This is a genomic window from Pseudonocardia sp. ICBG601 (assembly GCF_020496245.1).
On sequence record NZ_JAHLJA010000148.1, the window covers coordinates 397,154 to 421,580 of the forward strand.

The 24,427-nt window shown below is 74.5% G+C and carries 26 protein-coding genes; 17 read left to right on the plus strand and 9 right to left on the minus strand.

Going from position 1 to position 24,427, the window contains the following annotated elements; all coding sequences use genetic code 11:
* Positions 1-73 precede the first annotated feature (73 nt).
* The 7 genes from KPL57_RS30955 to KPL57_RS30985 all read left to right on the plus strand — a co-directional run bounded on the left by KPL57_RS30955 (position 74) and on the right by KPL57_RS30985 (position 9,502).
* Positions 74-724, plus strand: coding sequence for a TetR family transcriptional regulator (locus tag KPL57_RS30955; protein ID WP_226354196.1), 651 nt, complete (start codon positions 74-76; stop codon positions 722-724).
* Complete coding sequence (locus tag KPL57_RS30960; protein WP_226354197.1) at positions 721-2,706, plus strand: acyl-CoA dehydrogenase; 1,986 nt, start codon at positions 721-723, stop codon at positions 2,704-2,706. Before KPL57_RS30955 ends, KPL57_RS30960 begins: the two co-directional genes overlap by 4 nt.
* A 141-nt stretch (positions 2,707-2,847) precedes the next feature.
* Positions 2,848-3,318 carry an Rrf2 family transcriptional regulator gene (locus tag KPL57_RS30965; RefSeq protein ID WP_226354198.1) on the plus strand — a complete coding sequence of 157 codons (471 nt, stop codon included), beginning with the start codon at positions 2,848-2,850 and terminating at the stop codon, positions 3,316-3,318.
* A gap of 10 nt (positions 3,319-3,328) precedes the next feature.
* Positions 3,329-3,811, plus strand: a complete 483-nt coding sequence (locus tag KPL57_RS30970; RefSeq protein WP_226354199.1) for a carboxymuconolactone decarboxylase family protein — start codon at positions 3,329-3,331, stop codon at positions 3,809-3,811.
* 126 nt (positions 3,812-3,937) lie between these two features.
* Positions 3,938-6,259: an FdhF/YdeP family oxidoreductase gene (locus KPL57_RS30975; RefSeq protein WP_226354200.1), complete on the plus strand. Its 2,322-nt coding sequence runs from the start codon at positions 3,938-3,940 to the stop codon at positions 6,257-6,259.
* 101 nt (positions 6,260-6,360) lie between these two features.
* Entirely contained in the window at positions 6,361-7,596 is a 1,236-nt protein-coding gene (locus KPL57_RS30980) for a multidrug effflux MFS transporter (RefSeq protein ID WP_226354201.1), read from the plus strand.
* A gap of 49 nt (positions 7,597-7,645) precedes the next feature.
* The gene (locus tag KPL57_RS30985; protein ID WP_226354202.1) at positions 7,646-9,502 is read left to right on the plus strand and encodes an ABC transporter ATP-binding protein; all 1,857 of its coding nucleotides are present in this window, start codon (positions 7,646-7,648) and stop codon (positions 9,500-9,502) included.
* Here KPL57_RS30985 and KPL57_RS30990 read toward each other — a convergent pair.
* Positions 9,499-10,026: a bifunctional nuclease family protein gene (locus KPL57_RS30990; protein ID WP_226354203.1), complete on the minus strand. Its 528-nt coding sequence runs from the start codon at positions 10,024-10,026 to the stop codon at positions 9,499-9,501. The two genes, KPL57_RS30985 and KPL57_RS30990, sit on opposite strands and share 4 nt — an antisense overlap.
* A gap of 68 nt (positions 10,027-10,094) precedes the next feature.
* The gene (locus KPL57_RS30995) at positions 10,095-10,832 is read right to left on the minus strand and encodes an SDR family oxidoreductase (protein WP_226354204.1); all 738 of its coding nucleotides are present in this window, start codon (positions 10,830-10,832) and stop codon (positions 10,095-10,097) included.
* Positions 10,833-10,940: 108 nt separating this feature from the next.
* Here KPL57_RS30995 and KPL57_RS31000 point away from each other — a divergent pair, with 108 nt between their 5' ends.
* Together KPL57_RS31000 and sigJ are read left to right on the plus strand one after the other, a co-directional pair.
* On the plus strand, positions 10,941-11,987 hold the full coding sequence (locus KPL57_RS31000) for an FAD-dependent oxidoreductase (protein WP_226354205.1): 1,047 nt from the start codon (positions 10,941-10,943) through the stop codon (positions 11,985-11,987).
* A 1-nt stretch (position 11,988) separates the two neighbouring features.
* Positions 11,989-12,855 carry an RNA polymerase sigma factor SigJ gene (gene sigJ / locus KPL57_RS31005; protein WP_226354206.1) on the plus strand — a complete coding sequence of 289 codons (867 nt, stop codon included), beginning with the start codon at positions 11,989-11,991 and terminating at the stop codon, positions 12,853-12,855.
* Between the two features lie 370 nt (positions 12,856-13,225).
* Here sigJ and KPL57_RS31010 read toward each other — a convergent pair whose 3' ends face one another.
* Positions 13,226-14,245 (minus strand): AraC family transcriptional regulator, encoded by a 1,020-nt coding sequence (locus tag KPL57_RS31010; RefSeq protein WP_226354207.1) that lies wholly within the window; start codon positions 14,243-14,245, stop codon positions 13,226-13,228.
* A 122-nt stretch (positions 14,246-14,367) separates the two neighbouring features.
* On the opposite strand from KPL57_RS31010, the gene KPL57_RS31015 reads away from it, so the two are divergent.
* The 3 genes from KPL57_RS31015 (at position 14,368) to KPL57_RS31025 (ending at position 16,064) form a co-directional block, all read left to right on the plus strand.
* The gene (locus KPL57_RS31015) at positions 14,368-15,231 is read left to right on the plus strand and encodes an NAD(P)H-binding protein (RefSeq protein WP_226354208.1); all 864 of its coding nucleotides are present in this window, start codon (positions 14,368-14,370) and stop codon (positions 15,229-15,231) included.
* A complete protein-coding gene (locus KPL57_RS31020) occupies positions 15,228-15,647 on the plus strand; it encodes a DUF1772 domain-containing protein (RefSeq protein WP_226354209.1) in 420 nt (139 codons plus the stop codon). Before KPL57_RS31015 ends, KPL57_RS31020 begins: the two co-directional genes overlap by 4 nt.
* Positions 15,648-15,785: 138 nt before the next feature.
* Positions 15,786-16,064: a hypothetical protein gene (locus KPL57_RS31025; protein WP_062398562.1), complete on the plus strand. Its 279-nt coding sequence runs from the start codon at positions 15,786-15,788 to the stop codon at positions 16,062-16,064.
* Positions 16,065-16,130: 66 nt separating this feature from the next.
* Here KPL57_RS31025 and KPL57_RS31030 read toward each other — a convergent pair whose 3' ends face one another.
* A complete protein-coding gene (locus tag KPL57_RS31030) occupies positions 16,131-17,594 on the minus strand; it encodes a peptide MFS transporter (protein WP_226354210.1) in 1,464 nt (487 codons plus the stop codon).
* Between the two features lie 72 nt (positions 17,595-17,666).
* Positions 17,667-18,656 (minus strand): Gfo/Idh/MocA family protein, encoded by a 990-nt coding sequence (locus tag KPL57_RS31035; RefSeq protein ID WP_226354211.1) that lies wholly within the window; start codon positions 18,654-18,656, stop codon positions 17,667-17,669.
* 128 nt (positions 18,657-18,784) lie between these two features.
* Here KPL57_RS31035 and KPL57_RS31040 point away from each other — a divergent pair, with 128 nt between their 5' ends.
* Positions 18,785-19,195, plus strand: a complete 411-nt coding sequence (locus KPL57_RS31040) for a VOC family protein (RefSeq protein ID WP_226354212.1) — start codon at positions 18,785-18,787, stop codon at positions 19,193-19,195.
* A gap of 55 nt (positions 19,196-19,250) precedes the next feature.
* Here KPL57_RS31040 and aroQ read toward each other — a convergent pair whose 3' ends face one another.
* From aroQ to KPL57_RS70445, 3 genes are read right to left on the minus strand one after another with little or no spacing between them, the layout of a single operon-like run.
* A complete protein-coding gene (gene aroQ / locus KPL57_RS31045) occupies positions 19,251-19,724 on the minus strand; it encodes a type II 3-dehydroquinate dehydratase (protein WP_226356599.1) in 474 nt (157 codons plus the stop codon).
* Between the two features lie 4 nt (positions 19,725-19,728).
* On the minus strand, positions 19,729-20,397 hold the full coding sequence (locus tag KPL57_RS31050) for a response regulator transcription factor (protein ID WP_226354213.1): 669 nt from the start codon (positions 20,395-20,397) through the stop codon (positions 19,729-19,731).
* Positions 20,394-21,743, minus strand: a complete 1,350-nt coding sequence (locus KPL57_RS70445) for a sensor histidine kinase (protein ID WP_226354214.1) — start codon at positions 21,741-21,743, stop codon at positions 20,394-20,396. Before KPL57_RS70445 ends, KPL57_RS31050 begins: the two co-directional genes overlap by 4 nt.
* A 168-nt stretch (positions 21,744-21,911) precedes the next feature.
* Between KPL57_RS70445 and KPL57_RS31060 the strand changes: the two genes are divergently transcribed.
* From KPL57_RS31060 to KPL57_RS31070, 4 genes are read left to right on the plus strand one after another with little or no spacing between them, the layout of a single operon-like run.
* Positions 21,912-22,487 (plus strand): DUF1707 domain-containing protein, encoded by a 576-nt coding sequence (locus tag KPL57_RS31060; RefSeq protein ID WP_226354215.1) that lies wholly within the window; start codon positions 21,912-21,914, stop codon positions 22,485-22,487.
* Positions 22,484-23,005, plus strand: coding sequence for a hypothetical protein (locus KPL57_RS31065; RefSeq protein WP_226354216.1), 522 nt, complete (start codon positions 22,484-22,486; stop codon positions 23,003-23,005). The genes KPL57_RS31060 and KPL57_RS31065 overlap by 4 nt, the downstream gene beginning before the upstream one ends.
* 8 nt (positions 23,006-23,013) lie before the next feature.
* Positions 23,014-23,340 (plus strand): metalloregulator ArsR/SmtB family transcription factor, encoded by a 327-nt coding sequence (locus KPL57_RS70450; protein ID WP_308253054.1) that lies wholly within the window; start codon positions 23,014-23,016, stop codon positions 23,338-23,340.
* Entirely contained in the window at positions 23,330-23,818 is a 489-nt protein-coding gene (locus tag KPL57_RS31070; protein WP_308253055.1) for an SRPBCC family protein, read from the plus strand. The genes KPL57_RS70450 and KPL57_RS31070 overlap by 11 nt, the downstream gene beginning before the upstream one ends.
* A 55-nt stretch (positions 23,819-23,873) precedes the next feature.
* Here KPL57_RS31070 and KPL57_RS31075 read toward each other — a convergent pair whose 3' ends face one another.
* Positions 23,874-24,374: a DUF1992 domain-containing protein gene (locus tag KPL57_RS31075; RefSeq protein ID WP_226354217.1), complete on the minus strand. Its 501-nt coding sequence runs from the start codon at positions 24,372-24,374 to the stop codon at positions 23,874-23,876.
* Positions 24,375-24,427 lie beyond the last annotated feature (53 nt).

Consider the following 24,427-nt stretch of genomic DNA (forward strand, 5'->3'; position numbering starts at 1 on the left):
TACTATGGGTTTCGTGAAGGCCGGACGAGACAGACGCGACAGCCGATGGGACGCCCACCGCGAGCAGCGGCGGGTGGCACTCGTCGGGTCCGCGATCGGAGCCATCCGCCGGCACGGCGCCGGCATCGGGATGGACGAGATCGCCACGTCCGCCGGGACCAGCAAGACCGTGATCTACCGACACTTCGGCGACCGGGCCGGCCTCTACACCGCGATCTGCGAGTCGGTGGCCGGCGTCCTGCTGGCCGAGGTCCGGCGGGCCACCGCCGAGGCCCTGTCCGACTCGGGCCGCGGGCCGCGGGCGGCCGTCGCGGCCGGCATCGACGCCTACCTCAGGCTGATCGAGATCGACCCGGAGCTGTACCGGTTCGTGGTACAGCGACCGCTGCTCACCCAGGGCACCACCCGGCGCGCCCCCACCGCCGACACCGGCCGCACCGAGGCGAGCGACCCGGTCAACGACCTCGTGACCGTGATCGGCGACGAGGTGGCGGTGGTCATCGCCGGCAACCTCGGCACCGCGGCGGGGACCGGCACCGACCCGCGGGCCGCGGCCCGCATCTGGGGCCACGCGATCGTCGGCCTCGTCCGCGGGGCGGCCGACGACTGGCTCGCCCGTCCGGACGGCACCCCCCGCGAGCGGATCGCCGCCCATCTCACCGACCTGGCCTGGTCCGGACTGTCCGGCCTGGCATCGCACGTGCAGCAGGAGGTTCAGTCATGACCCGCAGCACCCTTCCGAGCCCCGACGCCGTCCCCGCCGAGGCGCTCCGCACCGTCGTCGACGGGCGCTGGGCCCGGGCCCGGCAGGAGACCCGCGAGCAGCTGGCGGCCAACGCCGAGATGCGCGCGGACCCCGACCTGACCTCGGCGCAGTACCGCGAGTGGATCACCGACTCCCTGAAGTTCCTGACGTCCTCGGGCCGCCCGCACACCGGGTTCGACCCGTCGGTCGGCGGCCAGGGCGACGTCGGCGGGGTCGTCGCCGCGTTCGCGATGCTCGCCTACGGCGACCTGTCGCTGCTGGTCAAGGCCGGTGTGCAGTGGGGCCTGTTCGGCGGCGCGGTCCAGGTGCTCGGCACCGAGCGGCACCACGAGCAGTACCTCCGCAAGATCATCGACGGCGAGCTGCTCGGCTGCTTCGCGATGACCGAGACCGGGCACGGCTCGGACGTCCAGCACCTGCACACCACCGCGACCTACGACCGGGAGGCGGGCGAGTTCGTCGTCCACACCCCGTACCCGCAGGCCCGCAAGGAGTACATCGGCAACGCCGCGCGGGACGGCCGGATGGCGGTCGTGTTCGCCCAGCTGATCACCGGCGACGAGAAGCCCGGCGTGCACGCCTTCCTCGTGCCGCTGCGCGACAGCGACGGCAAGGCCCTGCCCGGCGTGCAGATCGGCGACGACGGCCGCAAGGCCGGACTCAACGGCGTCGACAACGGACGGCTGGCCTTCGACCACGTCCGCATCCCGCGCGAGAACCTCCTCAACCGCTTCGCCGACGTCGCCCCGGACGGGACGTACTCGTCGTCGATCGAGAACGAGACGGCACGGTTCTTCTCCATGCTCGGCACGCTGGTCCGCGGCCGCATCTCGGTGGCGGGCGGCGCCGGCGCGGCGACCGAGAAGGCGCTCACCCTGGCCGTGCGGTTCGGCGAGCGCCGTCGCCAGTTCGCCAACCCGGCGACCGGCGAGGAGATCGCCGTCCTCGACTACCTCGCCCACCAGCAGAAGCTGCTGCCCGCGCTGGCGACGACGTTCGCCCTGCACTTCACCCAGGACGACCTGGTCCAGCGGATGCACGACATCCAGGCCCCGGGCGCCGGACCGGTCGGCGCACGCGAGCAGCGCACGCTGGAGCAGTCCGCCGCCGGGATCAAGGCGATCGCGACCTGGCACGCCACGCACACCATCCAGACCTGCCGGGAGGCCTGCGGCGGCGCGGGCTACCTGGAGGAGAACCTGCTGCCCGCCCTCAAGGCGGACACCGACGTGTTCACCACGTTCGAGGGCGACAACACGGTCCTGCTCCAGCTGCTGGCCAAGGAGCTGCTGTCGGACTACGGCCGCACGATCAAGAAGGGCAACCCGCTCGAGATCGCGCCGCTGCTCGGCCGCCAGCTCGCCGGGGTGCTGGCCGAGCACACCGGGGCCGCGTCGCTGACCCGGCGGCTCCCGTTCCGCGGGATCGACCTGACCGACCGCGCACGCCGCCGGGAGCTGCTCGCGGTCCGTCGCGAGGACACCCTGGCCGCCGCGATCCGCAACCTGGCACCGGCCATGCGCAAGGGCAACGACGAGTTCGCCGTCTTCAACTCCGCCCAGGACCTGCTGCTCACCGCGGCCCGGGCGCACGTGGACACGCTGGTGGAGGCGTCGTTCGCGGACAAGCTCGTGACCGTCGGCGACCCGGCGGTGCGCGCGCTGCTCGAGCGGGTCTACGACCTGCACGTGCTCACCGTGATCGACCGCGAGCGGGCCTGGTACCTGGAGACCGGCCGGCTCACCGCGGCCGAGTCCCGCTCGATCCGGCCGCTGGTCAACGCGCTGTGCGCCGAGCTGCGGCCCTACGCCCGCACGCTGGTCGACGGCTTCGGCGTCCCGGAGGAGTGGCTGGCCTGCCCGATGCTCGACGACGAGGCGTGGGCCCCCGCCCCCGGCCGTCCGGCCGAGCCCCTGACCGACCAGGTCGAGACCGGCTGAGCCGCGACCACCCCGCACGACCGACGGCCGGCCCCGGGAGCTCCCGGGGCCGGCCGTCGGTCGTGTGCCTCGGAAGTTCGCGGAGACCGGCGTCGCCCGAATCCTGGACAACGTAGATCCTGGATATGTAGTATCCGGAACATGCGGATGAGCCAGGGCGTCGAGTGGGCACTGCACTGCTGCCTGAACCTCGCCTGGGTCGGCGGGCCGGTGCCCGGCGCCCGGCTGGCCGGCTTCTACGACCTCCCGCCCGCCTACCTGAACAAGCAGCTCCAGGCCCTGGCGCGGGCCGGGGTCTGCGAGTCGGTGCCCGGCCCGCGCGGTGGTTTCCGCCTCGCCCGGGACCCGGCGGAGGTGTCCCTGCTCGACGTCGTCGTCGCGCTGGAGGGACCGGAGGAGGCGTTCCGCTGCACCTCCATCCTGGGCGCCGCACCCGGCGGTGACCCGTCCGCGGACTACTCGCGGTCGTGCGCGATCTCGTTGTCCATGCGCTCGGCCGAGCTGGCCTGGCGCCGCGAGCTGGCCGCGCGCTCGCTCGCCGACGTGAGCGCCGACGTCGTCCGGTCCGCCCCCGACGCGCCGCAGCGCGCGCGGGCAGCACTCACCCCCTGAGGAGACCATCGTGGAACCCCGCATCACCCGCCCCTACCGCCACGTCCCGGACGGCTACCGCGCCCTGACCGCGCTGGAGGCCTCCACCCGCGACGACGCCGTCCTCCCGCACGCCCTGCAGGAGCTCGTGCGGCTGCGGGCGTCGCAGATCAACGGCTGCGGCTTCTGCATGGACATGCACTCGCACGACGCGCTGGACTCCGGCGAGACCGTCGAGCGCCTGTTCTCCGTCGCCGCCTGGCGGGAGGCCCCGTGGTTCACCCGCGAGGAGCGGGCCGCGCTGGCCCTCACCGAGGAGGTGACCCGGCTGGCCGACCGGCCCGACGCCGTCCCGGACGCGGTGTGGGACGAGGCCGCCGCGGTGTTCGACGAGCGGGCCCTGACCCTGCTGGTCACCACGATCGCGACGATCAACGCCTGGAACCGGATCAGCGTCGCCACCCGGCAGGTCGCGGGGAGCCGTCGGCGCGCCGCGGCCGCGGACCGTCCGTGACCTTCCCCGCGCATCCGCGGAGCGGGCTGGGCACGGCGTCCCACGCTGGGGCAACATCGTTTCCGTGCCCCACCCGCGTGGGTAGTCTGACCCGTTCCGCCGTCGTTGTGTTCAGATGAGGTGCCCGTGTCCCCCACCCCGGTCAACAGCGCCCCGATCCACCCCCCGGTCGACACCGAGGAGTCCGATCTGCGCGTCTCGGAGCGGAAGACCTCCGCCGCCGGGGCGAAGGCCGTCGCGATCTCCATGAAGCGCTCCCTCGCCGAGCAGGGCGTGGTGAAGACCGCCAAGAACCTGCTCACGATGAACCAGGTCGACGGCTTCGACTGCATGAGCTGTGCCTGGCCGGACCCGGCCCCGGGCGAGCGGCACACCGCCGAGTTCTGCGAGAACGGCGCGAAGGCCGTGTCCTGGGAGGGCGACCGCCGCCGGGTCACCCCGGAGTTCTTCGCCGAGCACTCCATCGCCGACCTGCGGGACCGCAGTGCGCACTGGCTGGAGAGCCAGGGCAGGCTGACCCACCCGATGGTCCGCCGGGCCGGCGGCACGCACTACGAGCCCATCTCGTGGGACGACGCGTTCGCCCTGGTCGGGACCCACCTGCGGGCCCTGTCGAGCCCGGACGAGGCGCTGTTCTACACCTCCGGCCGGGCCTCGAACGAGGCCGCGTTCGTCTACCAGCTGTTCGCCCGCGCCTACGGCACGAACAACCTGCCCGACTGCTCGAACATGTGCCACGAGTCGACCTCGGTCGGCCTGGCCGAGGCGATCGGCGTCGGCAAGGGCTCGGTCTCGCTGCAGGACCTGCACGACGCCGACCTGATCGTCATCTCCGGGCAGAACCCGGGCACCAACCACCCGCGCATGCTGTCGGCGCTGGAGACGGCCAAGAAGAACGGCGCGCGGATCCTCGCGGTCAACCCGCTGCCCGAGGCCGGGCTGTTCAAGTTCGACAACCCGCAGACCCCGCGCGGCATGTCCGGCATCGGCACCCACCTGGCCGACGAGTTCCTGCAGATCCGCAGCAACGGCGACCTCGCGCTGTGGCAGGCGTTCGGGCACCTGCTGCTCGCCGCCGAGGACCGCAACCCGGGCAGCGTGCTGGACCGCGACTTCATCGAGCGGCACACGAACGGCTTCGAGGCCTACGCCGCGCACGTGAAGGACCTGGACCGCGACGCCGTCGTCGCCGCGACCGGGCTCACCTGGGGCGAGATCGAGAAGGCCGCGGAGATGCTCGCGACCTCGAAGCGGATCGTGAACTGCTGGGCGATGGGCATCACCCAGCACCGCAACGCCGTGAACACGATCAAGGAGATGGTGAACGTCGCCCTGCTCCAGGGCATGATCGGCAAGCCGGGCGCGGGCCTGTGCCCGGTCCGTGGTCACTCCAACGTGCAGGGCGACCGCACGATGGGCATCTGGGAGCGGGTCGCGGACAGCTTTCTCGACGCGATCCGCGACGAGTTCGGCTTCGAGCCGCCCCGCGAGCACGGCCACGACTCGGTCGCGGCGGTGCAGGCGATGGCCGACGGGCGGGCGAGCGTGTTCGTCGGCCTGGGCGGCAACTTCTCCCAGGCGATGTCGGACACCGGCGTCACCGAGCCGGCGCTGGAGCGCTGCGCGCTGACCGTGCAGATCTCGACCAAGCTGAACCGGTCGCACGTCGTCGCCGGGACCGACGCGCTGATCCTGCCCGCGCTGGGCCGCACCGAGAAGGACCTGACCGGCGGCCGGGCACAGCGGGTCACCGTCGAGGACTCGATGTCGGCGGTGCACGCCTCGCACGGCCGCTCCGAGCCGGCCGGTGAGCTGCTGCGTTCCGAGGTCGACATCCTGTGCGGGATCGCGCGTGCCACCCTCGGCGCGGACCACCTCGTCCCGTGGGCCGACTTCGCCGCCGACTACGACCGCATCCGCGACCGGATCGGCCGGGTCGTCCCGGGCTGCGAGGCCTACACCGAGAAGATCGCCCGCTCCGGCGGGTTCACCCTCGCCCACCCGCCGCGGGACAGCCGCACCTTCCCGACGGCGTCGGGCAAGGCGGAGTTCACCGTCAGCCCGCTGGAGGTGCTGACGTTGCCCGAGGGCCGCCTGGTCCTGCAGAGCCTGCGCAGCCACGACCAGTTCAACACCACGATCTACGGCCTGGACGACCGCTACCGCGGCATCCACTCCGGCCGCCGGGTCGTGTTCATCTCCGACGCCGACCTGCGCGAGCTGGGCTTCGCCGACGGCGAACGGGTGAACCTGGTCAGCGAGTGGACCGACGGCAGCGAGCGGCGCGCGGACGACTTCCGGCTGGTGTCGTACTCGACGCCGAAGGGCTGCATCGCCGCGTACTACCCGGAGACGAACCCGCTGATCCCGCTCGAGTCCTACGCGGAGTCCTCGCGCTGCCCGACGTCGAAGTGGGTGCAGGTGCGACTGGAGCCCGCCACCCGGTGATCGACGTGTGAGCGCGCTCACCCGTCCGGTGACGTCCGGGCGGAATCGGCGTCACCCCTCGTGAGGTTGCACCGTTCGGCCACACGAGGGGGGACGTCCGAGTGACCACCACTGCAGTCACCGCGCCGAGCCGATTACGGATCGCGCTGATCCTGGGCGCGTTGATCGCGCTCGGTCCACTGACGATCGACACGTACCTGCCCGCGCTGCCGGACGTCGGGCGCGACCTCGTCGCGTCCGAGCCGGTCGTGCAGCTGACGCTGACCGGCACGCTCGCCGGTCTCGCGCTCGGCCAGCTGGTGATCGGCCCGCTGTCCGACGCCTACGGCCGGCGCCGGCTCCTGCTCGCCGGCACCGCCGTGCACGTGCTGGCCTCCGCGCTGGTCGCGGTCGCCCCGAGCATCGAGGTGCTGGCGGTGCTGCGGGTGCTGCAGGGCGTCGGCGCCTCGGCGGGCGCGGTGATCGGTCTCGCCGTGGTGCGCGACCTGTTCACCGGCCGGGCCGCGGCGACCATGCTCTCGCGGCTGATCCTGGTGATGGGCGCCTTCCCGGTGCTCGCCCCGACCCTCGGCGCCGCCCTGCTCAACTGGGTCTCCTGGCGCGGGGTCTTCCTGTTCCTGGCCGGCTACGGCCTGGTCATGCTGGCCGTGGTCACCTCGGGGCTGCCCGAGACCCTCCCCGTCTCCCGACGCCGGTCGGCCCGGTTCGGCCCCACCCTGCGGACCTACGGCGGACTGCTGCGCGACCGGACCTTCGTCGGGCTGGTGCTCGTCGCCGGGCTCGCGATGGGCGCGCTGTTCAGCTACGTCTCCGGCGCCGCGTACGTCTACCAGCAGCAGTTCGGGATGGACCAGCAGACGTTCGGCATCGCCTTCGGCGCCGGCGCGATCTGGCTGGTCGTCGGCACCCAGCTCAACCCGGTGGTGCTGCGCCGCTTCGAGCCCCGCCAGGTGATGTCGACCGCCGTCGCCGCCGGGGTGCTCGTCGGGCTCGTGCTGGCCGTGCTCACCGCGACCGGCACCGGCGGCCTGCCCGCTGTGCTCGCCGGGGTGTGGGCACTGCTGCTGGCCTGTGGCTTCGTCCTGCCGAACGCGCCCGCGCTGGCGCTGGCCCGGCACGGCGAGTCCGCCGGGACGGCGTCGGCGCTGCTGGGGTCGCTGCAGTTCGGGATCGGCGCCGCGACCTCGCCCGTGGTCGGGCTGCTCGGCAACGACGCGGCCGCGATGGGCACCGCCATGTTCGGCGCGATCGCGCTCGCCGGGATCGCGCTGGTCGTCGTCGCACGGCCGTGGACGCTGCCGGACCTGAACGAGGAGCCCGGGCTCGCGGCCGCGTGAGAGCCCGCACTTGACCTGAAGTCAACTTCAGTTCGTAGCGTGCCGCACCATGGACGCGAGCACCTGGACGGCCCTGCGCAACGCGAGCACCGAGCCCGGCAGGCGCACCCGCCCGGCCGGGGAGACGGCCCGTCGGATCCTGGCCTTCGCCCGGCCGCACCGGCGGCGGATCGCGGCGTTCCTCGCCGTGAGCACCGCCGCCGCCGTGCTGACGGTGGCGGTGCCGCTGCTGGCCGGGCGGGCCACCGACGCGGTGACCCGCGGCGAGCCGCTGTCGGTGCTCGCGCTGCTGGCCGGGCTGATGGCGGCCGTCGCGCTGGTCGAGGCGGCGCTGTCGATGCTGACCCGCTGGTACTCGGCGAACCTCGGCGAGAGCCTGATCCACCAGCTCCGGACCACCGTGTTCGACCACGTGCAGCGGATGCCGGTCGCGTTCTTCACCCGCACCCGCACCGGCGCTCTGGTGTCGCGGCTGAACTCCGACGTGCTCGGGGCGCAGCGGGCGTTCTCCGACACCCTCGCCGGGGTGGTGTCCAACGTCGTCGTGCTGGTGCTGACCCTCGCCGCGATGCTGGTGATCTCCTGGCCGGTGACCCTGCTGGTGACGCTGCTGCTGCCGGCGTTCCTGGTCCCGGCCCGGCTGATGGGGCGGCGGCTGGCCGCGCTGGAGCGGGCGGCCGCGGACCACAACGCGGTGATGAGCACCCGGATGACCGAGCGGTTCTCCGCGCCCGGCGCCACCCTGATCACGCTGTTCGGCCGCCCGGAGCGCGAGTCCGCGGAGTTCGCCGAACGGGCCGACCGGGTCCGTGCGATCGGGGTGCGCTCGGCGATGCTGCAGTGGACGTTCGTGACGGCGCTGACGCTCGCGTCGTCGCTGGCCGTCGCCGTCGTCTACGGGGTCGGGGGCGGGTTCGCGCTGGCCGGGGCGCTGTCGGCGGGGAACGTCGTGGCGCTCGCGCTGCTGCTGACCCGGCTCTACCAGCCGCTGACCGCGCTGGCCGGCGCCCGGATGGAGATCATGACCGTGCTGGTCAGCTTCGAGCGGGTGCTCGAGGTGCTCGACCTGGAGCCGATGATCACCGACGCCCCGGACGCGCGCCCGGTGCCCGACGGGCCGGTCGGCGTCGAGTTCGACCGGGTCTCGTTCGCCTACCCGACCGCCGACCAGGTGTCGCTGGCGTCGCTGGAGGAGGTCGCGACGCTCGACACCCGCGGCGGCGAGCAGGTGCTGCACGACGTCTCGTTCCGCGCGGCGCCCGGGGCGGTGGTGGCGGTCGTCGGGTCGTCGGGGGCCGGGAAGTCCACGGTCGCCCAGCTGCTCGCCCGCCTCTACGACGTCGGCGACGGCGCGGTCCGGATCGGCGGGGTGGACGTGCGCGAGCTGACGACCGCCTCGGTGCACCGCGCGGTCGGGTTCGTGACCCAGGACGGGCACCTGCTCCACGACACGGTGGCGGCGAACCTGCGGATCGGGGCACCGGAGGCCACGGACGCCGAGCTGTGGGCGGCGCTGCGCCGGGCCCGGCTCGACGGCCTGGTGGCGGCCCTGCCGGACGGACTCGGGACCGTCGTCGGGGAGCGGGGGTACCGGCTGTCCGGCGGGGAGCGCCAGCGGATGACGATCGCGCGGGTGCTGCTGGCCCGGCCGCGGATCGTGGTGCTGGACGAGGCCACGGCCAGCCTGGACACCACCTCGGAGGCCGCGGTGCAGGCGGCGCTGGCCGAGGCGCTGGACGGGCGGACCGCGCTCGTCATCGCGCACCGGCTGTCCACCGTCCGCCACGCAGACGAGATCCTCGTGCTCGAACAGGGCCGGATCGTCGAGCGCGGGGACCACGCCGGGCTGCTCGCCCGGGGCGGGCGCTACGCCGAGCTGTGGGCCGGGGCGCCGGCCGCGGCCTAGCGGAAGTCCTCCGGCGACACCTCGTCGATGAACTCGCGGAACTCCTGCATCTGCTGCTCCGGCGGGGCGTCCGCCGGGCCGGCGGTGGCCGCGCGGGCCTGCGCGGCGGCGCCGGTGGTGTCGTCGCCGTCGGGGGGCAGGACGTCGTCGACGGCCTGGCCGACCTCGTCGAGCACGTGCTCGGCCATCCCGATCGGCAGCCCCTCCCGGACGGCCAGCGACAACGCGTCCGACGGTCGCACGGCCAGCCGGGTGCCGCCGTCGAAGACCAGCTCGGCGGTGTAGACGCCGTCGACGAGGTCCGAGATCTCGACCTGTTCCAGGGTGCGGCCCAGGGCCTCCACGACCGGGAGCAGCACGTCCTGGGTGAGCGGGGTGCCCTCGTCGTCGCGCGGGCCCACGGCGATGACCTCGGCCTGCGGGGGCCGCAGGAACACCGGCACGCAGCGGTCGCCGTCGGCCTCGCCGAGCAGCAGCACCGGCTGGCGCGACCGGGCATGCACGATCAGGCGAAGGACGTGCATCCTCCGAGTCATTCGCACAGTGTCCCCCGCGACGGCAGGTGACGGAAGTCTCAGAAAGAGACGCCCCCTCAGCCCCGGGCGAGCCAGGGCATCGTCGTCGCCGCGACGGTCAGGAACTGCACGTTCGCCTCCGGCGGCAGCCCGGCCATGTAGACGACGGCGTCGGCGACGTGCCGGACGTCGAAGGTGGCCTCCGGCCGCACCGAGCCGTCGGCCTGCTTGGCGCCGGTCGCGATGCCCGCGGTCATCTCGGTGGCGGCGTTGCCGATGTCGATCTGACCGCAGGCGATGCCGAACCCGCGGCCGTCGAGCGAGAGCGACTTGGTCAGCCCGGTGATCGCGTGCTTGGTGGCGGTGTAGGGCGCGCTGCCCGGCCGGGGGACGTGCGCGGAGATCGAGCCGTTGTTGATGATCCGCCCGCCCTGCGGGTCCTGGGCCCGCATCGCCGCGAACGCCGCGCGGGCGCAGAGGAACGAGCCGGTGAGGTTGACCGCGACGGCCGCGTTCCAGTCCTCGACGGAGATCTCGTCGACGGTGCCGCCCGCGCCGAACGTGCCGGCGTTGTTGACCAGCAGGTCGACCCGGCCCCAGCGCTCGTGCACCGCGGCGAACAGGGCGTCGACCGAGGCGGGGTCGGTGACGTCGGTGGGGACGGCGAGCGTCCCGTCGCGGCCCGCCGCGACCCCGGTCAGGGGCTCACGCCGGCGCCCGGCCAGTGCGACCCGCCAGCCGGCGTCGAGCAGGCCGCGGGTCACCGCCTCGCCGATGCCCGACCCGGCCCCGGTCACCACCGCCACCCCGCTCATGGGCCCACCCTGCCACGCGCCGACCGGTGACCCCGGACACAGATCGTCACGCGGGCGGCCCCGGGCGGTGTCGGAGTCCCGACAGCGCACACACGGGAGGAGAGCGACATGGACGCGACGGTGCTGGTGGTCGGAGCGGGGTACGCGGGGGTCGCGGCGGCGAACCGGATCGCGGCGGGCGGGGCGGCGGTCACGGTCGTCGACCCGCGGGAGGAGTTCGTCGAGCGGGTGCGGCTGCACCGGCTCGCCGCGGGCACCGGGGCGGCGACGGTGCCGCTGCGCGAGGTCCTGCACCGGCGGGTCCGCACCCGCGCGGCGCGGGTCATCCGGATCGGGGACGGCACGGCGACCCTCGACGACGGCGACGTGCTGCGGTTCGATCGGCTCGTGTACGCGGTCGGCAGCGGGGCGGGGACGGCCCCGGACGGCGCGCTGCGGGTGGACACCCTGGAGAGCGCCCGCCGGGTGCACGACGCCGCCGCGGCCCTGCCCGACGGGGCGGTCGTCGCCGTCGTCGGGGCGGGGCTGACCGGGCTGGAGACGGCCACCGAGCTCGCCGCCGCCCGGCCCGGCCTGCGCGTGCGGCTGCTGTCGGCGGGCCCGGTCGCCGCGGAGCTGCCCGCCCGCAGCCGGGACCGGGTCCGCGCCCGGCTGGCGTCGCTGGGGGTGGAGGTCGGCGAGGGCGTCACGGTGACCGACCCGGCCGCGCTCGGCGCCGAACTGGTCGTGTGGACCACGACGCCCGCCGTCCCGGGGCTGGCCCGGGACTCCGGCCTGCCCGTCGACGACGACGGCCGCCTGCGCACCGACGCCACGCTCACCTGCACCGGCGACGCCCGGATCGTCGGCGCGGGCGACGCCGTCGCCGCCCCACCGGAGGTCGGGCTGGTCCGCGCGAGCTGCCAGGCCGCCCTCCCGCTCGGGGTCGCCGCGGCACGCACCGTGCTCGCGGGCCTGCGCGGACGCCCCGCACCGGCGGCCTCGGTGTCCTACGCCGCGCAGTGCCTGGCGCTCGGGCCGGACGCCGCGCTGATCCAGCTCGTGGACCGCCACGACGTGCCCCGGCCGGTCGCGCTCGGCGGCGGCGCGGCGGCCGTGGTGAAGGAGCAGGTGTGCCGCTACGCGCTGCGCCGGGCCCGGGGGCGGGTGGCCTGAGGTGGACCCGCTCGCCGAGTTCGACCGTCACCGCGGCCTGCTGTTCGCCGTCGCCTACGAGATCCTCGGCAGCGTCGCCGACGCCGAGGACGTGCTGCAGGACAGCTGGCTGCGCTGGTCGGCCACCGCGCACGACGAGGTGGGGAACCCGCGGGCGTACCTGGCGCGGGTGGTGTCGCGGCAGGCGCTGAACCGGCTGCGCACCGTGGCCCGGGCCCGGGAGACCTACCCGGGACCGTGGCTGCCCGACCCGCTGCCGACCGGCGACGACGGCGCCGCCGACCGCGCCCTGCGCACCGACGACGTGACCGTCGCGATGCTGCTCGTGCTGGAGACCCTCGCCCCGGAGGAGCGTGCGGTGTTCGTGCTGCGGGAGGCCTTCGGCACCGGCTACGACGAGATCGCCGCCGCGACCGGGCGCCCGGTCGCCACGGTCCGGCAGATCGCGCACCGGGCGCGCGAACACGTGCGGGCCCGCCGGCCGCGCTTCACCGTGCCCCCGGACCGGGCCCGGCGGGTCGCGGAGGCGTTCGTCGGTGCGGCGCTGGGCGGCGACGTCGCGGCGCTGACCGCGCTGCTGGCCCCCGAGGTCGTCTCGCTCGCCGACGGCGGCGGCGCGGTGTCGGCGGCCCGGCGCCCGATCCGCGGGGCGGAGAAGGTCGCGCGGTTCCTCGTCGGGCTGGCGGCGCGGCCGCTGCCGGGTGCGCTGACCGGCGCCGCGGAGTTCAACGGGCTCCCCGCGGTGGTGGTGCGGGGGCCGGACGGCGTCGACAGCGTCGTGCTCATCGAGGTGTCCGAGGTGGACGGGGCCGACCTGGTCACCGCGGTCTACGCGGTACGCAACCCGGAGAAGCTCGCCCACCTGTGAGCACCCGGGCCCGGGTGCCGGCCGGCGGCACCTCGGGCTCTCTCCCGCCGTCTCGCGCGCACGCTAGAGAAGCGCAGACGACCCGAGCGGGCGGGCGCACGTAGCGTTCTCTAGCCCTGTCTCGGATCGTCCCGAGAGAAGCGCAGACGAGTGCATCGACCGTCGATCCGACTCTGTACCGCTTTCTCGCACCAGCACTAGATAGCGTCATACGACGGCATCGACGCACGCGCATGCCGTCGCATACCGCCGTCTAGGACGGTCGCGAGAGATCCGGATACGGGACGATCGATCTGATGCGCCGCTCCTCTCCCGGTGGCGTCGTCGCAGCGTAGCAGCCCTGTGTCGAACGTGTGTGCGAGGGCCCGGATCAGCTCCGGAAGGCGGCGAGGACGTCGGTCGTGCCCGCGAGCCCGTGCCGGCGCACCCGTCCGGCGGGCTCCCCGACGACCCGCGAGAAGGCCCGCGCGAACGCCGCCTCGGAGCGGTAGCCGAACCGGTGGGCCGCCTGCGCCACCGTCCCACTCCCCCCTGACAGGAACTCGGCGGCGGCGTGCATCCGCCACCGGGTCACGTAGCCCATCGCGGGCTCGCCGACGAGCTCGGTGAACCGGGCGGAGAACGCCGACCGCGACATGACCGCCGTCGCGGCGAGCGCGGCGACGGTCCAGTCCCGCTCCGGCTCGCGGTGCACCGCGGCGAGAGCGCGGCCGATCCGGTCGTCGGCGAGCGCTCCGAGCCAGCCGGTACGGGTGGCCGCGTCGGCCTGCAGCCGGCCGCGCACCGCCTGGAGGACCAGCACGTCGGCCAGCCGGGTGATCACCGCGTCGCTGCCGGGTCCGCCGAGCTCGACCTCCGCGGCCAGCAGCCGCAGTGTGTCCTGCACCCGGTCCCCGATCGGCGACGGCTCGACCCGGACGAGGTCGGGCAGGCTCGCGACGAGGTCGCCCGCGGCGGGGTGGGAGAACCGGACCGCGCCGCACACCATCCGGGTCACCGGACCGTCACCGCCGTGCCGGAGCAGCGCGTAGCGCCCGTCGAGCATCGGGTGCGGGATCGACCGGATGTCCGGGGCGGACACACCGGGCGCGCTGCGCAGCACGTGGCCGGTCCCCCGCGGCACGACGACGAGCTCGCCGGGCCGCAGCTCGCGGTCGGCCCCGTCCGCGGGCCCGTCCCGGCCGCCGGCGCCGTCGACGGTGAGCCGGCACCCGCCGGAGGTGACGACGTGGAACCAGAGGCAGCCCGGCGTCGGCGGCAGCGTCATCCCCCACGGCTCGCCGAGCTCGGAGCGGCAGTAGAAGACGCCGTCCATCCGCAGCACGTGCAGCGCCTCCCCGAGCGGGTCGGCGGCCGGGAACGGCGGCGCGGTGGACACGGTGCACAGCATGACAGTCCGTCCACAGCTCATCCCTACCTGTGGACGAACGAGCATCAGTTGTGGATCCATAGCCATTCTCCGTCCGGTCGACGGCGGTGATCGTGGACGGACACCGACGAGAGGAGTTCGACATGATCACCGTGCTGGGTGCGACCGGGAACGTGGGATCGCAGGTCGTCCGGGAGCTGACCGCGGCCGGGGTGGACGTCCGCGCCGTCGCGCGCCGCCCGGCCGTCGCCGCGCCGGGGGTGCGGCCGTGGCCCGGTGACCTGGGCGACCGGGCGTTCCTGCGCCGGGCGTTCGACGGCGCGGCCGCCGCGTTCGTGCTGCTGCCGTTCGACGTCACCGGGCCCGACCACGCCGCCCACCAGGCCCGGCTCGGGGAGTCGGTCGTCGCCGCGCTGCGGGACGCGGCCGTGCCCCGGGTCGTCGCGCTGAGCTCGCTCGGGGCGGAGGTTCCGGGCGGCCCCGACCTCGCCGCGACCGGGTACCTGGGCAGCCTGCACGACCAGGAGGCCCGGCTGGCGACGCTCGACGCGCACGTCACCCGGGTCCGGCCGGGCCTGTTCCTGGAGTCCTTCCTGTGGTCGGTCGACGCCATGCGGGCGCACGGGGTGCACGCGGACTCGGTCGACCTGGACGTCGCGCTGCCGATGGTCGCCACCCGCGACGTCGGCCGGGCCGCCGCCGCGGCACTGCTCGCCCCGGACGCGCCGGGGGTCGTCGAGGTGCAGGGCGCGGCGGACCGGACGGTGCCCGACGCCGTCGCCGCGCTCGGGCCCGCGCTGGGCCTGCCGGACCTGGCCTACGTGCGCGTCCCGGACGAGGAGATGGAGCGGCTGCTGCGCGGGGCCGGGCTGTCCGCGGACGGGGCGCGGCTGCACGTCGCGATGAACCGGGCGTTCAACCGCGGGGAGATCCGCGCGCACGGCCCGCGGGGCGCCGTCGACGGCGTGCTGACCGTCGAGGAGTGGGCGGCGGGGGTGGCGGGATGACCGGCGTCCTCGACGGCGCCACCCTCACCGGGGCCGGCCTGCTCGGCGGGGTCTACCTGGCCTTCTCGGTCGCGGTGCTCCCCGCCCTGCGTCGTCGCCCCGCCGCGGAGGCGGTCGCGGTGATGCGCGGGGTGAACCGGGTGATCGTGAACCCGGTGTTCGGGACGCTGTTCGCCGGCACCGCACTGCTCGCCGGCGCGGTGACGGTGGCCGGGGCGCTCGGCGGGCAGCCGCTGCGGATCGCGGGCGGGGTCGCGGTGCTGGCCGGGTTCGCCGTGACCGCCGCGGTGAACATCCCGCTCAACAACGCCCTGGAGCGCGACGGCGACTGGGCCGCGTTCGCCCCGCGGTGGAGCGCCGCGAACCACCTCCGGGGGGCGTTCTCGGCACTCGGCGTGGCCCTGCTGCTGCTCTGAGCCGAACGTGTGTGCGACATCTCGGGGACCCGTCTGGCGTCTGCCGGGGCGGGCGGGGCACGCTGGTCGCCGCGCCCGCTCCCCCGGGTGCGGACCGGCCGTCGCCCGCGACGGCTCCGCAGCGACGACCGGGGGAGCATGAACACCCACGAACGACGGCGGCTGGCCGCCCTGCGCACCGACCGCGAGACGGTGCTCGCCGCCGCGGCCGCGCTGCGGCACGAGGCCGTGCAGGCGCGCTACGCCGGACTCAGCCGCCCCGAGATCGCGTTCGGCCTGGCCTCGGTGCTGGAGATGCTGGCGATGCGGATCGCCGACCAGCCCCCGGACGTCCGCGCGCACGTCGTGCGGATCGCCCGGGAGATGGCCGGCGACACGATGGACTCACCGACGATCCGGCGCACCCGTCGTCGGTGATCCACCGGAGTTGTCCACAGGTGTGTGCACAGCTGGGGACGGATCGAACCGGTGTTCGACCGGGGCCTAGCGGACGCCCTCCATCAGGACCTTCAGCTTCGGCACCAGCGCGACGACGACGAGGCCGACCACGATCGCGGTCACCCCGGTGATGCCGAAGTAGGCCACCTCGGCGCCCTCGCTGTAGAGCTCCGCGAGCAGCCCGGACAGCACGGTGCCCATCGAGACCGACAGGAAGAACAGCGCCACCATCTGGGTCTGGAACGCCTGCGGCGCCAGCTTGGTCGACAGCGACTGCCCGACCGGCGAGGTGAACAGCTCGGCCAGGCAGAACACCAGCAGGATCCCGACGACCGCGAGCAGCGGCGTCCCGTTGGCGCCGGTGCCGGCGAACGGCACGAACAGCAGGAACGCGCAGCCGACGACCACGGTGCCGATCGCCATCTTCAGCGGCGACGACGGCTGGCGCGGCCCGAGCTTGGTCCACACCGTGGCGTAGACGCCGGCGAGCAGGATGACGAAGACCGGCTCGATCGACTGGGTCCAGGTCACCGGCATCTCCCAGCCGAGGATCGTCCGGTCCAGGCGCTTGTCGGCGTAGATGGTGAGCACGGTGAAGATCTGCTGGAAGATCGCCCAGAACATCACCGAGGCGAGCCACATCGGCAGGAACGCCAGCACCCGGCGGCGCTCGACGCGGTCCACCTTCGGGCTGGTCAGCATGAGCGTGAAGTAGGAGACGGTCGCGACCAGGACGATCCCGAACACGATCCACTTCAGCCGGTCGGCGGTGATCACGTCGGTGGCGATCAGGACACCGACGACGACCAGCAGCGCGACCGCGCCGATCCCGGCCCGGATCCGGGTGGCGGCCGGAAGCGGGTTCGGGACGACCCAGCCCGACTCCGGGAGCGCGCACCGGTTGAACCAGTACTGGACCAGGCCGATCGCCATGCCGACCGCGGCGGCGCCGAAGCCGATGTGGAAGCCCCACGTCGACTGCAGCAGCCCGGTGAGCAGCGGCCCGCTGAAGGCACCGATGTTGACGCCCAGGTAGAAGATCGAGAACCCGGCGTCGCGACGGTCGTCGCCCGGGCCGTAGAGCGACGCCAGGATCGTCGAGGCGTTCGCCTTGATCCCGCCGCTGCCGAACGCGACCAGCACCAGGCCGATCGCGAGCCCGGGCGCACCGGGGACCAGGGCCAGCGCGATGTGGCCCGCCATCACCGAGACGGCGCTGCCGAACAGCACCCGCTCGGGACCGAAGAGCCGGTCGGCGGACCAGGCCGCGAGGATCGTCGAGAGGTAGACGGTGCCGCCGTAGGCGCCGACGATGCCCGCCGCCACCCCCTCGTCCAGACCCAGGCCGCCCTGGGTGGCCGAGTAGTACATGTAGATGAGCAGGATCCCCTGCATGCCGTAGAAGGAGAACCGCTCGAACATCTCGACGCCGAACAGGGTCGAGAGCTGGACGGGGTGGCCGAGAAAGGTCCTCTCCCGGCGCTGGGATGTGGTCGTGGTGTCGGACACGCCGTTCGGTCTACTCCGCGACGCAACGGTCGTAAAGCGCTTGACGAGTGACCGTCACCGCATCGCAACCCGTCAGAGGGACGCCGGTCCCTCTTCCGGGACCATCCCGACCCGGTCGGCGACGGCGGCCATGACGTCCTGGACGGCGACGGTGTCCGCGAGCGGCATGACCGGGCTCTCGGTCTCCCCGGCCGCGACCCGGCGGGTCACCTCCTCGATCTCGTGCGCGTAGCCGCGCCCGGTGGCCGGCAGCACGATCTCCTCGGGGTCGGCGCCGTGCCGGTGCACCACGATCCGGTCCGGGTGGTGGAAGCGCGGCGGCACCTCGATCCAGCCCTCGGTGCCGATCACCCGGGCCGAGCCGGGCATCGCGCACTGCAGGCTGACCTGCAGTGCGGCGCTGCGGCCGTCGGGCCAGCCGAGCAGGATCGACTCCTCCAGGTCCACACCGGACGGCGTCAGCGCACCGCTCGCGGCGACCGTACCGGGGCTGCCGAGCAGCATCTGGGCGAACGAGACCACGTAGACGCCGAGGTCGAACAGGGCACCGCCGCCGAGCTCCGGGGAGAAGAAGCGGTCGTCGTCCGCGGTGCGGTTGCGCACGCCGAGGTCGGCCTGCACGGAGCGGACCTCCCCGATCGCGCCCTCGGCGACGAGCTCGCGCAGCCGGACGACGGCCGGGAAGAACCGCGTCCACATCGCCTCCATCACGAACACGCCCCGGCGGCGGGCGGCCGCGGCGATCTCGCGGGTCGCGACGGAGCTGACGGTGAACGCCTTCTCCACCATCAGCGCCTTCCCGGCCTCGATCGCGGCCAGGGCGATCGCGCGGTGCTGCGGGTGCGGGGTCGCGACGTAGAGGACGTCGATGTCGGGGTCGTCGAGGATCGCCCGGTAGCCGGTGTGCACCCGCTCGATCCCGTGCCGGCGGGCGAACTCCGCGCCGCGTTCCGCGGAACGCGACGCGACGGCGACGAGCTCGGCGCCGGGCACGTGCGCGAAGTCCGGCGCGACGGCGTCGGCGATGCGTCCGGGACCGATGATTCCCCACTTCACGCTCATGGCCCCGATCCTGCCCGGCCCCGGCGGGAAGTTCCCGGCGGCCGACCGATGAGTCCGGTCACCGCGCCCGGTCCACCCCTTCGAACGGCACCGGAACCTCCGGCGCCACGTCCACACAGGAGCCCGCGATGCCGAACATGATCTTCGTGAACCTGCCGGTCGCCGACCTCGGCACGGCGAAGGCCTTCTACTCCGCGCTCGGTTTCGGGCTGAACGAGCAGTTCTCCGACGAGCGCACCGCGTCGTTCGTGGTCAGCGACGCCATCGTGATCATGGTGATGGCGCAGGACCGGTTCCGGGAGTTCACCGAGCAGCCCAGTGTCGCCGACCCGCGGACCGCCCGCGAGGTCATCAACGCCTTCGGCGTGGAGAGCCGCGACGACGTCGACCGGCTGATCGACGCCGGTCTGGCCGCGGGCGGGACGCTGTCCGGCAAGACCGAGGACCACGGCTTCATGTACGGCCGCGGCATCGACGACCCGGACGGCCACCACCTGGAGTTCGTGTGGATGGACCCGTCGGCCGTCGCCGGGGGGTGACCGGCGCCCGGTCCGCCGCTGCCGCCCACGGGGGGTGCGGCAGCGGCGGTCCCGGTCAGACCGCGCGCAGCGGGCGCGCCTTGCGGACGAGCCCGTCGATGGCGAGTGCGTAGCCGTCGACGCCGAACCCGACGACGATCCCGGCCGCCACCGGCGAGACGAACGAGTGGTGCCGGAAGGTCTCGCGGCCGTGCACGTTGGAGATGTGCACCTCGACCGTGGGGAGCTCGGCACCCTCGATCGCGTCGTGCAGCGCGACCGAGGTGTGGGTGTAGGCGGCGGCGTTGAGGACCAGGCCGACCGCGTCGCCGCGCTTCACCGCGGCACCGGCCTCGTGGATCCAGTCGACGAGGACGCCCTCGTGGTTGGTCTGGCGGAAGTCCAGCTCGAGATGGTGCGCGGCGGCCGACTCCCGGCACAGCGCCTCGACGTCGGTGAGCACGGTGGTCCCGTACACCTCCGGCTTGCGGGTCCCGAGCAGGTTGAGGTTCGGGCCGTTGAACACGAAGACGGTGGTCACGCCCGCGATCCTCTCAGCCGCGCCAGCCGGGGCGGACCAGGCCCGACTCGTAGGCCAGTACGACCAGCTGCGCGCGGTCCCGGGCGCCGAGCTTGGTCATCGTGCGGCTGACGTGGGTCTTCGCCGTCGTCGGGCTCATGTGCAGGCGGGCGGCGATCTCGTCGTTGGACAGCCCGGCCGCGACCTCGGCGAGGACCTCCCGCTCGCGGTCGGTGAGCTCGCCGAGCCGGACCGCGCCGTCGGGGCCGCCCCGGGAGCGCGCCGCGAACTCGGCGATCAGGGTGCGGGTGACCGCCGGGGCGAGCAGGGCCTCCCCGCTGTGGACGACCCGGATGGCGTGGATGAGGTCGGCCGGTTCGGAGTCCTTGACCAGGAAGCCGCTGGCGCCGCCGCGGATCGCGTCGAAGACGTAGGAGTCGTCGGTGAAGGTGGTCAGGACGACCACCCGGGTGCCGGCGAGGTCCGGGTCGTCGGTGATCTCCCGGGTCGCGGTGATGCCGTCGGTGCCGGGCATGCGGATGTCCATGAGGACGACGTCCGGGTGGTGCTCGCGGGCCGCGGTGACGGCCTGTGCGCCGTCGGCGGCCTCGGCGACCACGTCCAGGTCGGGCTGGGAACCGAGCAGGGCGCGGAACCCGGAGCGGACGAGCGCCTGGTCGTCGGCGAGCAGGACGCGGATCACCTGTCGGCTCCCGGGGTCGTGGGGCGGTCGGTCGCCCCGGTCGACCCCACCCGTCCGGTCGCAGCCGGTTCCACGTGCGGCCGGGCGTCCGGGGCAGCACGGTCCGGGGCGGCGGCGTCCGAGGCGGGGGCGTCGGCCGGAGCGGCGGGGGCGCCCGGAACGGTGGGGTCGTCCGGGGCGGCGCGGTCGGCCGGGGGCGCGGGCAGGTGGGCGTGCACCCGGAAGCCCCGCTCCGGGCCCGGCCCCGCCTCCAGGGTCCCGCCGACCGAGCGCGCGCGCTCGCGCATGCCGGTCAGCCCCGTGCCGTCCACCGCGCCGGGCGCCGGGCCGGCACCGTCGTCGTCGACGGTCAGGTCCAGCGCGTCGTCGCCGAACCGGAGGGTGACCACCGCGGTGCCCGCCCCCGCGTGCCGACGCGTGTTGGTCAGCGACTCCTGCACGATCCGGTACGCGGCCAGGTCCACCCCGGTCGGCAGCGGCCGCGGGGTCCCCTCGGTGCCGCGGTGCACCGGCAGCCCCGCGACGCGCACCTCGTCGAGCAGCGCGTCGAGCCGGTCCAGGCCGGGGGTGGGCGCACGCGGTGCCTGCTCGTCGACCCCGCGCAGCACGCCGAGGGTGGAGCGCATCTCGCGCAGCAGGTCGCGGCTGGCCCGCTTGATCTCGGTGAGCGCGGTGCGGGCCTGCTCCGGGTCGTCGTCCATCAGGTAGAGCGCGACCCCGGCCTGCACGTTGATCAGGGAGACGTGGTGGCCCAGCACGTCGTGCAGCTCCTGGGCGATGCGCAGCCGTTCGGCGTCGGCGCTGCGCCGACGCTCGGCCTCGGCGGCCCGCCGGGCCTGCGCCGTGCGCTCGCGCCGGACCCGCCACAGGGCGCCGCCCGCGACGAGCGCCGCCAGCCAGGCCAGCACCGGCGCGGTCGCCGGCCACGGGATCGGCCGCCCGGTCACGAGCAGCCATCCGGCCAGCACGGCCAGCGCGACGACGAGCACCGCGAGCGCCCGGTGGTGGCGCCCCGCGGCGACCGCGGACACCAGCGCCACGGCGAACGCGAACCCCAGCGGCCCCAGCAGCGGGTACCCCAGGCCCAGGTAGACGACGACCGCGGCCGCGCACACCGCGAGCGCCACGACCCGGTTCAGGTGCCGGAACAGCAGCGCGACCGGCCCCACCGCGAGCAGCACGGCGGCGAGCCCGTCGAGCGGGAGCGCCGTCGTGTCCGGGTCCGGGTACTGCGCGCTGCGGACGGCGTAGAACGCCGTCCCGCCCACGGTGAACAGGCCGACGACCAGCGCGGGGACGAGGATCCGCGCGATCCCGCCCCACCTCGGACGTCGGTCGGCGGGCACGCGGGACACCGTAGACCGGGGCACCGACAGCGGTCGTCGTCCGGACGGTGACCGGTGCCGTACACCCGCGGGAGTACGCGGGCGGCCGCTCCTTCCCCGGGGGCGGCAGCGGGATCGGCGACCGCGGGCGGACGCGCGCGCCCCCTCGGCACGGCGACGCTGGCCGTCATGACAGCGACTCCGGACACCCGTCCCGCACCCGGACCGGCCACCGCACCGGCACCGGCCGCACCGTCCTCCGCCACACCGTCCCCCGCCACACCGCTCCCGGCCGACACGGCCCCGACCGCGCCCACGGCGACGACCGCGGGCGGCCTCCCGCCCCGGTCCGACGCCCTGCTCGCCTCGGACGCCGAGCGCGAGCACGTCACCGCCCGGCTGCGGACGGCCGCCGCCGAGGGGCGCCTGACCCTCGCCGAGTCCGACGAGCGGCAGGCCGCCGCCTACGCCGCCCGCACCCGCGACGAGCTCGTCCCGCTGCTCGCCGGGCTGCCCCGCCCGCCGCGCCCGCGTCGCCCCCGGCGCGGTCCGCTCACCCCCCGCGCGCAGCGCAACCTGCGGATCCACGCCGGGGTGACCGTCGCCGTGCTGCTCCTGCTGGTGCTGGGCGCGGTGCTCGGCCCGGCGCCGCTGTTCGTCCCGATCGGGCCGGCGTTCTGGCTGGGCCTGATCCTGTTCGTGCACTCCCGGCGGGCCGAGCGCGAGGCGTCGCCGGACGAGGAGCTGCCCGAGGAACTGCGGTGACCGCCGTCGCCGAGCGGGCCGGACGGACCGCACCGCGGCGGCTCGCCCGGCGCCCGCGGGCCGCGCTGCGGACGGTGCACGTGCTGCTCGCGGTGGCCTGGACCGGCGCGTCGCTGGTGATGCTGGTGCTGCCCGTGGCGGTGCTGCTGCAGGGCACCGACGCCGGGTTCGCCGTCGCGGTGATGGGCACCGTCGGGAACGGGATGATCCCGTTCCTCGCCGTCGGCACCGTCCTCAGCGGGGCGGCCCTCGGTCTCGGAACGGCGTGGGGGCTGTTCCGGTACCGCTGGGTCGTCGCGAAGACCGTGCTGGCGCTGGCGGTGATCGTCTCGTCGGTCGCGCTCACCACCGGGTGGGTCGACACCGCCGCGGCCGGTGACCGGTCGGTCCTGCCGCTGCTGGTCGCGGCGTCGGTGCTGCACCAGGTGATGCTGCTGGGCGCGACGGTGCTGTCGGTGGAGAAGCCCGGCGGACGGCTGTCCCGGCAGCGGTTGACAGGCAACCGAATGGTTGCATAATTGGCCGCGTGACCGACGTGGACGCCGTCTTCCGCGCACTCGCGGACCCGACGCGGCGGCGCATCCTCGACCGGTTGCACGAGCAGGGCGAGTCGACGCTCGGCGCACTGTGCGAGGGACTGGACATGAGCCGGCAGGCCGTGTCCAAGCACCTCGCGCAGCTGGAGGCGGCCGGGCTGGTGACGACCCTGCGTCGCGGCCGGGAGAAGCTCCACCACCTCGACCCGGTCCCCATCCAGGAGATCCACGACCGGTGGATCGGGAAGTTCGAGCGCAGCCGGGCGCAGGCGGTCACCGCCCTGCGCGCGGCACTGGAGGAGCACGATGAGCAGTGAGCGCAGGTTCGTCTACACGACCTACATCCGCAGCACCGCCGAGCAGGTGTTCCGGGCGCTGACCACGCCCGCGTTCACCATGCAGTACTGGGGCGGCGCGGAGCTGACCTCGGACTGGCGGGTCGGGAGCCCGCTGGAGGCGGTCCATCCCGACCGCGACGACTTCATCGGCGAGATCCTCGCCGTCGAGCCGCCGCACCGGCTGTCCTACACCTTCACCGGCCGCGCCGAACAGGCCGCGGGGCGGCCGCCGACCGTCGTCGAGTTCGCGGTCTCCCCGTTCGGCGACGAGGCGGTGAAGCTGCAGGTCGTCCACACCGGTTTCACCGACGACGAGCAGGGCGCGCAGGACGCCCGCGACGTCGGCGAGGGCTGGCCCGCGATCCTGTCCGCGCTCAAGACGCTGCTGGAGACCGACCGGCCGCTGGCCTCCCCCGGTCACTTCGCGCCACGGACACCGGCGACGCCCGCCCGGTGAGTCCGCGCGGACCCGTCGCCCGGTGGTCTCCGCGCCGGAGGGTCCCCGACGGCTCTCAGCGGCCGAACAGGCGGGCCCACCAGCCACGGCGGGCCCCCGGCACGGGCTCCGCGGTGGCGGGCGGCGGCGCGACGGCCCGGGCGACGGCCCGCCGTCGCTCCCGGGCCGTGTGCCAGCGCGCGACGACCTCGTCGGCGTCGAGCCTGCGGATCGGCACGCGCGGGCCCATCGGGTGGCGCATGTAATCGACGACCCGGGAGTTGACTTCCTCGACGTGCTCGCGCACGCGGCGCTCGTCGACGAAGCGGGTGACGGTCTCGTCGATCCGGTCCAGCTCCTTGCGCAGCTGGATCGACGGCGGCAGCATCGCGTCGCCCGGGACGCCCTCCCGCTCCAGGTAGCCGCGGATCCACCAGTTCTCGTCGACCGGGCCGATCCGTCCCGCGCCGGGCAACGGCTTGCCCTTGCCGGGCAGGTCGTCGAAGTCGCCCCGCTCGACGGCCTCCCGGATCGTCCGGTCGACCGGTGACTCGAACCGCGGGTCCACACCGTTCATGGCTGCACCACCCCGTCGCGAGGTTACCGGCGAGCGCCCTTTCCTGTCGGTGG

Bases quoted from the DNA above. Each gene is read 5' to 3' on its own strand.
- KPL57_RS30960 (WP_226354197.1), top strand. From the start codon at position 721: ATGACCCGCAGCACCCTTCCGAGCCCCGACGCCGTCCCCGCCGAGGCG.
- KPL57_RS30965 (WP_226354198.1), top strand. From the start codon at position 2,848: ATGCGGATGAGCCAGGGCGTCGAGTGGGCACTGCACTGCTGCCTGAAC.
- KPL57_RS30985 (WP_226354202.1), top strand. From the start codon at position 7,646: ATGGACGCGAGCACCTGGACGGCCCTGCGCAACGCGAGCACCGAGCCC.
- KPL57_RS30990 (WP_226354203.1), bottom strand. From the start codon at position 10,026: ATGCACGTCCTTCGCCTGATCGTGCATGCCCGGTCGCGCCAGCCGGTG.
- KPL57_RS30995 (WP_226354204.1), bottom strand. From the start codon at position 10,832: ATGAGCGGGGTGGCGGTGGTGACCGGGGCCGGGTCGGGCATCGGCGAG.
- KPL57_RS31000 (WP_226354205.1), top strand. From the start codon at position 10,941: ATGGACGCGACGGTGCTGGTGGTCGGAGCGGGGTACGCGGGGGTCGCG.
- KPL57_RS31010 (WP_226354207.1), bottom strand. From the start codon at position 14,245: ATGCTGTGCACCGTGTCCACCGCGCCGCCGTTCCCGGCCGCCGACCCG.
- KPL57_RS31015 (WP_226354208.1), top strand. From the start codon at position 14,368: ATGATCACCGTGCTGGGTGCGACCGGGAACGTGGGATCGCAGGTCGTC.
- KPL57_RS31020 (WP_226354209.1), top strand. From the start codon at position 15,228: ATGACCGGCGTCCTCGACGGCGCCACCCTCACCGGGGCCGGCCTGCTC.
- KPL57_RS31025 (WP_062398562.1), top strand. From the start codon at position 15,786: ATGAACACCCACGAACGACGGCGGCTGGCCGCCCTGCGCACCGACCGC.
- KPL57_RS31035 (WP_226354211.1), bottom strand. From the start codon at position 18,656: ATGAGCGTGAAGTGGGGAATCATCGGTCCCGGACGCATCGCCGACGCC.
- KPL57_RS31040 (WP_226354212.1), top strand. From the start codon at position 18,785: ATGCCGAACATGATCTTCGTGAACCTGCCGGTCGCCGACCTCGGCACG.
- KPL57_RS31060 (WP_226354215.1), top strand. From the start codon at position 21,912: ATGACAGCGACTCCGGACACCCGTCCCGCACCCGGACCGGCCACCGCA.
- KPL57_RS31070 (WP_308253055.1), top strand. From the start codon at position 23,330: ATGAGCAGTGAGCGCAGGTTCGTCTACACGACCTACATCCGCAGCACC.
- KPL57_RS31075 (WP_226354217.1), bottom strand. From the start codon at position 24,374: ATGAACGGTGTGGACCCGCGGTTCGAGTCACCGGTCGACCGGACGATC.